Genomic DNA, 8,411 nt, shown 5'->3' with positions numbered 1-8,411 from the left:
CTGACTTTCGTCGCCGGCCTTCTGCCGGTCATCGGCAATCTGATCTCCAACACGGTGATCGTGGTTGTCAGCCTCAGCATCTCCTTCCTTGCAGCGCTAGGCTCGCTTGCCTTTCTCATCGTCATTCACAAGCTCGAATACTTCGTAAATGCCAAGATTATCGGTTCGCGGATCAATGCGCGTGCCTGGGAGCTTCTTCTGGCGATGGTTTTCATGGAGGCCTGGTTCGGTATGCCGGGTCTTGTCGCCGCGCCGATCTATTATGCCTATCTGAAGGCTGAACTGACGATGCGCGGCCTGATCTAGAGTTAGAGCACCTGGCTATTTGACGACGCAAGCATGCCGTGCGCGATGACAGAGCCACGATTGCCGTTCCATAGATGATGCTCTGCGGCTTCAGCAACCGGCTAAGCTCCAGAACGGCCAATCGGATGCAACTTCGCACATGACGACAATGGGCCGAGGACCAGCAGGTTTCGGGATCGAAAGTTGGCTAACAGGACCGTGATGGCGGCGAACCAACCGCTCAGCAGGGGCGCCAGATTGGTCACCGCGTTGGCTCTCTCCTTCGCGGCTCAGCAGCTTGCATCTCCGGAACGGTGAACACCGGTACCTCGCCCTTGAAACCCTGGAGCTCAAAGGCGCCCGCCTGGACAACCGGCATCGATGCTCCTGCTGCAAAGCCGGGTCCAAGCACGAGGGGGATGCCCAGCTTCTTGGTCGTCGATTCGAGCCGTGCCGCGCGATTCACCGGTGAGCCGATCGCGGTGTAATCGAAGCGCCGTTCGGACCCGAAATTGCCTACCGAGCAGATGCCGGTCTCTATGGCGACGCCAATTTCGATGGAGCGATGGCCATCGGCCGTGAAGGCGGCGTCTTCGAGCTTCACCCGCTCGATCAGGGCAAGGCCCGCCTCGAGCGCGCGCTCGCGATGATCGGGTTGATCAAGCGGTGCGTTCCAGAAGGCCAGCACGGCATCGCCCATGAACTTGTCGATGGTGCCGTCGCGCTTGAGGATCTCATCGGTCGCAATGCCGAGGAAATGGTTGACCACCTTAGCGATTTCTTGGGTGTCGAGCTGTTCGCTCATCGTCGTGAAGCCGCGTATGTCGCTGAGCAGGATTGTGATTTCGCGCTTCTCGCCGGACAGGATTGCCTCGGTGTCCGAGCTCGCAAGGCGCTGCACCACGGAGGGCGAAAGATATTGGGAGAACTGTCGCGTCAGGGTGGACCGGCGCTGCTCGCTGCGCCTGTACAAAACATAGCCTTCGAAGCCCGCAACCATGATCGTTGCAAGCGCCGGCTGCAGCGGGTCATAGAGTGCGCCTTGCAGGCTGTACTCGAGAGCGCCGAACACGAACGGGGTGACGGCCAGCAGCGCAAGGGCGAGGGCGCCAACCACGACACGCCCGGCGAGCACTCCTGAAAGCCCGATGAAAACGACGGCGCTCAGGAGAAACCAGAGCCGTTCGAGCATTCTCGCGTGCGTTGGCTCTGCCAGGTAGCGCCCGGCAATCATCTGGGCGATCGCATCGGCGTGGATGTCCGCGCCTGGTCGCGCTGGATGTGTCGGCGTGGGCAGGTACTGCGTCAGTCCCACAGCCGACAGGTCGACAATGGCGATAGCGCCCCGCAGCCGCGCATCGCCATGGCCCGAAAGGATGGTGCTGGCAGACAGGCGGGGCGTATCGGTGGCGGTTTCCCAGAGGCGGATGCCCCCCTCCGGCTCGAGCGGCACAATGGCGCCGGCCATCCTGAGTGCGTCGAACCCGCCTGCATTCATCCGGGCTATGTAACCGTCCTGTCCGGTGTAAAGGCGCAGGAGCTCGAGCGAGAAGGACGGCCACAGCTGCACGCCTTGAGCGGTGTTGCGAAGCCAAAGCAGCGGCACATGGCGCAGTACGCCGTCGGGATCGGGCAAGGTGCGGATCACGCCGAGGCCCACGGCGGCGTTCGAGAACTCGGCAAGCGAGCCGGTCAAGCCGGTGAAGCCGGGAAGTGTATCCGGGACTTGCCCGACGATCGACCAGCCAGCTTTGGGTTCTGCTTCTGAAACCGTCGCCTCATTGCCCAGGCTGACGGCAAGCGCCGTCCGATTTTTGGCCAGCGCCGCAGCCAGGCGCTTGTCTCCGGCGATGCCCTCAGGCGAGGTGTCGGCTTCGGGGAGTACCAGCGCAAGCCCGACCACCGACGCGCCGGATTGGGTGATGCCATCGACCAGATCGGCCAAGAGGCCACGGTTCCAGGGCCATCGCCCATGTGCGTTGAGGCTGGCGTCGTCTATCGAGACGATCACGACAGGATTGCTCGTCGCCTGGCGTGGGGCGAGAAACTGGTAGAAGTCGTACGTGCGTTCGCGCAGGCGCGACAGAGGCCCGTCGAAAGCCAAATGGGAAGCGAGCAGCAAAAGAATGAGCCCAAGACCGGATATCTTGCGCCTCGCGGTCCAGCGCCAATCAGCCCAGCGCCAATCAGCAAAGGGGCTCATGCCGGGCGCCCGGGCTTAATTGCAGAAGCGGGAGCAGCCATCGCCCTCGCCGTCGCCCCTCCGCCCCCCGCTGCCCACAGGTGGCGTTGGGCTGTCAGGGAATTCCATGACCACTCCTGGCAATGCGCCGTCCGTGGAGTCGCAGACTTTGAGCGAGCCGCCGAGTGCCGACGCACAAATTGCGCTTACGTCCAATCCAGGGCCCGGTGCGCCTGGCAGACCGGTGCCGGCTATCCGGTCGATACTGTCCAATATCGGGAAGGTGTCGATTCCGCCGTAGCCTGTCAACAGCTTGCCATCTTCCGATGTGCAGGCGTAGCCGGGGTTTGTGATGACTAGCCGTTTGCCATTGATCGTGCAGGTCATACGGCCGGCGCGCAGTATGCCGACAGTCTGGCCGGCTGCCACCATCACCTCGATGATGCCGCCCCTCGCCCCGAGCACCATGTGCGGCGTCGCAACCTGCATGACGCCCCCTTTCGAAACCTGGCCGCCATAAAAACGGGCCAGGCCGCTGTTCATGCCGATGTCGATCTTTCCTGATCCGGAGCCCGGTTTATAGACGAATTCATCGATCGTCAGGCTGGTGTTCGGACCTATCTTGGCGCTCGATTCATCCCGGAACACCAGCATTCCAAGACCGGTGGGATCGCTGCGCAGCTGGTCGCCGAGTTCGACGCCGGCACCAACGTTCATTGTCCCACCGTTATTGCGAACGATGTTGGTCTGATAGGCTGTCATCGATCCGACCGTCTCAGCGGCGGAGGGTGCAGCGAAGGCAAGGCAGGCGATAAGAGTGGCGATCAGACGGTACCTCATCGCGGCCCTTTCAATTGAGCGTCAACGTATAGCTCATGAGCATTTCGAACGATCTTCGGTCGCTGTTAGCGACGGCGAAGTTGGTTTCTCTGTAGGCGAGATCAACGCTGATCTTCTGGGCTTCCGTCATCTGAAAATCGCTTTCCGAGGCAATGCGCCAGAAGTCGCTTTTGATATTTGTGCCGATCCCGACAGACAGATCGGGAGTGTCGCTGTGGCCGGCCGAGAAGGCGATCTGGTGCGACCATGCGAAAAAGTCCGGTACGGTCATCAACAGGCCGCCATAGCGGACCTCGCCCGTGTAGCTGCGGCCGATTTCGCCAGATCCTGAAGCGAAGTCATTCGAGCCGACAAAGCGCAGTCCGAGCGCCTGGCCGTTACGGAAGCGGTAGCTGCCGCCTGCCTCATAGAAGACCCTGCTATCGGCGAAAATGCCTTGCGAGGCGCTTAGATCGATGTAGCCGCCACCGGCGAAGAGGGTCGTCTCGACCGTCGGGCGAACGAGGAAACGTCCGCTGAGGCCGACCCCGGTTTCGTGGATATCGCTGTCGAAACGATCTGTAACGGCAAACGCGGAAAGCAGCAGGCGAAGCGAATCAATCCCACTGTTGGGCAGCCCCTTGTCCCAGGTAATCGCTGCGTTGCCGTGGACAAAAGTCTTCTCGCTACCTGGAACCGACAGGTCTTCCGTGAAGAAACGCTCTGTCGCCGTCAACGAGCCCGAAAGAACGAGGGCGTCAGCACTTGGCGTGCCGAGGTCCCATCGAACAAAGCCGTCGGCCCGCCCGTAGGGCGAGACGAAGCTGTCGTCGTCCTGCGCCCCGCCTGGCTCAAAATCGGTGAATGCGCTGAATACGCCTCCCGTCAGGGCGAGTTCCCAGGTAACGCCACGCAACGCGCGCTCGATGCGGGCCAGCAGGCGAACAGCTTCCTGCTGCTCACTTTCGGTCAGACCGCCGACTTCGATGCCGTACTGCACCTGCCGCCGGGCCAATTCATAGGACCCGACATGATAATACAACCGGCTGGCCGCAAGCCGGGCGCGCGCATCGCGGGGGTATTTGATCAGATACTGCTCGATTGAGGAGATCGCCTGATCGTATTGTCCCGCGTTGACCGCAACCGTGACGAATTGGGCGAGCGTTCCATTGTCGGCCGGACTGGAGATTCGGGCCGAAAACGCATCGTCATAGCCCGCAAAAAGACCTTGTGCGCCGGCCGGCAATACGCCGCTGAAAAGCAGCGCTGCGGCACAGCCGAAGATCATTCGAGCCGAAGATTGCATGCCGAGAACCCCACCCCTGACCCGACTAGTGCGAAGGATTTAGCACGACTACAAGAAAAAAGGCGACGAAACCGTCACCAGACCATGCGAGCTTCAGCAGCTGTTGCAGCTGCGCAACAAATCGTCGGGTTTATTCCTATTTCGGCTGCACTGGTTGCCAAAACATCTTCTCAGCGTTGCTGGACGTAATTGGAGTATTCGGCACTAGCGGCAAATAATTCAAATCCCTAAGTGGGACAAGATTTATATTGTTTGCACGATTCTGCGCGTATCTGGTCACCGAACGAGGCTTCAAGGTCACCCGAGGCTTATCCAAGGTCTTCCGTCGCGTTGCGCAAGGGGTCGGAGAGCTGAGATGCTTCTCACGATGTGTCCGGGATGCGGCCTGGCTCTCGCAATTCGCTGAACGCGACGAGGTCAGCTTACCCCAATTCCCAGGGACGCGTCCCTGGCCGCGCCTTGCTACAGCACGAGTATGGTGGCCAGCCCCAGCATCAGGCCCATGCCAATAATATCGGTCACGGTGGTGAGAAAGATTGCCGAAGCGACCGCCGGATCGGCGCCGACCCGGCGCAGGCCCAACGGGATCAGCACGCCGGAGATTCCGGACATGAGGCACGCTCCGGACATGGCAAGCAGGATCACGAGTGCCAGCATGGGCGCTTGGGCCGCCGACTCCGGTTGTCTCGAGGCGTAGAACCACATCGCCGCAGCGGCAACAAGGCCGACGAGCAAGCCGTTAGCGATCCCGAGCGCGCCCTCTCTCATCACCAGGTGCAGCTTCGGTCGTTTGTCCACATCCCCCAGGGCAAGGCCACGCAGCGTCATAGCCAGTGCCTGGCAGCCGGTGTTTCCGCTCTGCCCGGCCAAGACCGGGAGGAACGCCGCCAGGGCGACGACCTTCTCGATCGTGCCTGTGAACGAACTGACCACGAATGCGGCCAGGAAGGCCGTCAGGAGGTTCAACTGCAGCCACGGATGACGCTTCAAGAAGGCTGAAAACAGCGGCGTAAAAGAGCGCTCCTCCTTCTGGACACCTACCATCTGGCCGGACTGGGCGGAAATCTCGATGATTTGCTGCTCGAACAAGCGCCAACCGCGAACCTGCCCGAGCAGCCGGTTCTCCGTGTCCACCACCGGGTAGACAGGGTAGTGACGCCGTACCGCTGCCTCGCATGCGTTGCTCAAAGATAGATCGACATTCAGAGCAAACGGCCTGGGCAGCATGATCTGATCGACAATGGCGTCCGGTTCGCTCAGCATCAGATCGCGCAGGACCACCAGGCCAACCAGTTTATCGCCCTCGTCCGTGACGTAGAGATAAGTGAGCTCAGTCGGCACCTGGGCGCGTCTGACAGCTTCAACCGCGGCAGCAACGGTCGTTCCGACTGGAACGCTGGCGGAAATCGGGTCGATCAGTTCGATGAGCGACTCGGGTATCGCGACACCCTCGCCACCGCCATGAGACCCGATGGGCCGCATGTGCAGTGGCAAATGCTCGGCCACCTTTCGGGCGTGCCCGTCCGGCAACAGCTTTAGTGTGTCGCGGATGAACTCGGGAGACTCTCTGGCGAGCAATTCAGCTGCGTCATCGGGTGCTCGGGCACGCAGCGTGCGCACCAACTTCTGAACGCCGGTCTCTTCTTTCATTTGCTATGGCCCCCAATTGAAGGTCACATAGCATGTAAAGTATCGGATCGCACCAGTGCGGAATACGACAGCTTCTTGCGGCCCCGGCACTTCCCTTGTGGTTCTCGAAGTTATTGCGGGCTGAGGCGCGAAGCGGGTCCCCTCAGGGCGCCCAGTCGCGCCCGCGGCGAAAGCCATTGACGGCGGACAGAAGGGGGGCAAGCCGGCATCGGAGCTGCCCCCGCTAGACGGGCCCCACCCGGCAACGTTGGGGTTCGGCTCGGATCGCGCCTTGCGATGCTGCAAACACGAGCGGTACGGTATACAGTTACCGGAGCGAATGCGTTCCCCGGCTGGCTCAAAATGTCCTCCGCCGATTCTCTCGCCGCGAGATTATTGTCGGCGACATTGATGTTCGATCGTGCGTCGTTGCTGGCGCTCGAGGCTTTGGCTGCCGAATCCGACCGTCGGGTTCTAAGGCGCGGTGAGGTCCTGGTTTGCGAAGGCGATCCATCGGACAGGTTCTTCGTCGTGCTGTCCGGTCGCTTTACGGTACACAAAGGAGATCGGATTGGCTCGGTCGCCGAGATCGCACAAGGCGAACTGGTCGGCGAAATTGGTTTCTTTGCAGGGCTGCCCCGTACGGCCACTGTCCTTGCAGCGCGCGATTCGATCGTCCTTGAAATCAGTCGTAATCATTTCGAGAAGGCGGCCGAGGCCCTGCCGAACCTGAGAGAGGCGGTCACAATATCTCTGGCGCGCCGGTTCGCCACGCAATCTCCGATTTTGTCACGTCAGAAACCTGCCAAGATCCGAACGCTTGCCATCATCGCAGCCGGCGGAAGTCGCATCTCACCGGTTTTCATCGGGCAGCTACAGCAAGAGTTCGGTGCGGTCACGCGCGCTCAGTTCGTTTCCCGGCTTGACGTCCACGCGAAGTTCGCAGGTCGTCCGATCGACGACCAACCGGTCCTTAACTGGTTGAACGAACTGGAGGCGCAAGCTGAATTCGTTGTCTACGTCGCCGATGAAGAACCTAATGAATGGACCCGAGTCTGCATTCGCCAGGCCGATACCGTCCTGCTGTTAGCGAACGCGTCCTCTTCGCCTCGCTTGAACACGTCCGAGGAGTTGGCGCTATCGGTCCATCCACCATCGACCGGTCGGCTTGTCCTAATTCACGACAATCGCTCGGCTGCGGTCTCCGGCACCTCTGCGTGGCTCGATGAGCGCCCCCATGTCGGCCAGCATCATCATGTTGCGCTGGAGGACGCGTCTGATATCCAGCGCCTGGTCCGATTTATTTCCTGCAAGGCACGTGGCTTCGTGGCGGCGGGGGGTGGGTCCCTGGGCAGCGCCCATCTGGGCGTCTACAAGGCCTTCGTCGAGGCGGGCGGGCGCTTCGACTATCTCGGCGGGACGAGTTCCGGAGCGGCGATGATGGCCGGCTTCGCAAGAGGGTTGGACGCGGAGCAGATCGACCGCGGCACGCACAACGTATTTGTCAAAAGTCGGGCGTTTCGGCGCCCCACCTGGCCGCGTTTCGCACTCCTGGATCACAAAGCCTTCGATCGAGCCCTCCGGGAGGAATACGGCGACGTTCTGATCGAAGATCTTTGGCTTCCGTTCTTTGCGCTTTCGAGCAATCTGAGCAGCCGTCAGCCCCATGTCCACCGTCGTGGAAAACTCTGGCAGGCCGTTCGGGCATCCGGCTCGCTCCCGGGTGTCCTGCCGCCGTTCTTTACGGCTGATGGCGATATGCTGGTGGACGGCGCCATCATGAACAATTTGCCGCTGGAACAGATGAGGGAACTCAAGACCGGCCCCAATGTCATCGTGAGCTTCAGGTCCAGTGCACCGCAAAAATACCACATCGACTATGACCGCATCCCCGGAAGATCGGAACTGGCGATCGCCCTGCTGAACCCTTTCGGCCGTGCCCGCCTGCCGCAGGTTCCCAGCATGCTTCAGGTTATTGCCGCGAGTATCCTGGCACACGGGCCACAGGACATTGCCGTCGGCGACGAGGATGTCTTAGTCTGTCCGCAGGTTTCGAGCACCTTCATGGATTGGAGTCGGCATTCCGAGTTGTTTTCGGACGCCTACGACCGCACGGCGCAATGGATCGAGGAACGTCTCCGCCAGAACGACTCAGGATTCAGGGCGGTGCTCGGTTGAGCAGGTCGGCGA

The 8,411-nt window shown here is 61.1% G+C and carries 5 protein-coding genes and 1 pseudogene; 2 read left to right on the top strand and 4 right to left on the bottom strand.

Translation table 11 applies throughout. From position 1 onward, the window contains the following. Positions 1 to 306 (top strand): annotated as a pseudogene (locus AC04SG_RS28740) (hypothetical protein); the annotation flags it as partial. Positions 307 to 547: 241 nt separating this feature from the next. On the opposite strand, the gene AC04SG_RS28735 reads toward AC04SG_RS28740, so the two are convergent. From AC04SG_RS28735 to AC04SG_RS28720, 4 genes are all read right to left on the bottom strand, one after another. After that, on the bottom strand, positions 548 to 2,488 hold the full coding sequence (locus AC04SG_RS28735) for a CHASE2 domain-containing protein (protein WP_488553803.1): 1,941 nt from the start codon (positions 2,486 to 2,488) through the stop codon (positions 548 to 550). A 15-nt stretch (positions 2,489 to 2,503) separates the two neighbouring features. Next, positions 2,504 to 3,307 (bottom strand): FecR family protein, encoded by an 804-nt coding sequence (locus tag AC04SG_RS28730; protein WP_488553802.1) that lies wholly within the window; start codon positions 3,305 to 3,307, stop codon positions 2,504 to 2,506. A 10-nt stretch (positions 3,308 to 3,317) separates the two neighbouring features. Next, complete coding sequence (locus AC04SG_RS28725; RefSeq protein ID WP_488553801.1) at positions 3,318 to 4,592, bottom strand: tetratricopeptide repeat protein; 1,275 nt, start codon at positions 4,590 to 4,592, stop codon at positions 3,318 to 3,320. A gap of 462 nt (positions 4,593 to 5,054) precedes the next feature. Then, positions 5,055 to 6,242: a magnesium transporter gene (locus tag AC04SG_RS28720; protein WP_488553800.1), complete on the bottom strand. Its 1,188-nt coding sequence runs from the start codon at positions 6,240 to 6,242 to the stop codon at positions 5,055 to 5,057. Positions 6,243 to 6,632: 390 nt separating this feature from the next. Between AC04SG_RS28720 and AC04SG_RS28715 the strand changes: the two genes are divergently transcribed. Beyond that, complete coding sequence (locus tag AC04SG_RS28715) at positions 6,633 to 8,399, top strand: patatin-like phospholipase family protein (protein WP_488553799.1); 1,767 nt, start codon at positions 6,633 to 6,635, stop codon at positions 8,397 to 8,399. Positions 8,400 to 8,411: the final 12 nt, after the last annotated feature.

This window comes from Mesorhizobium sp. CNPSo 4684 (assembly GCF_057784315.1).
The sequence above is the reverse complement of the archived record's forward strand: the minus strand, read 5'-3'. Positions and strand labels throughout refer to the sequence as shown.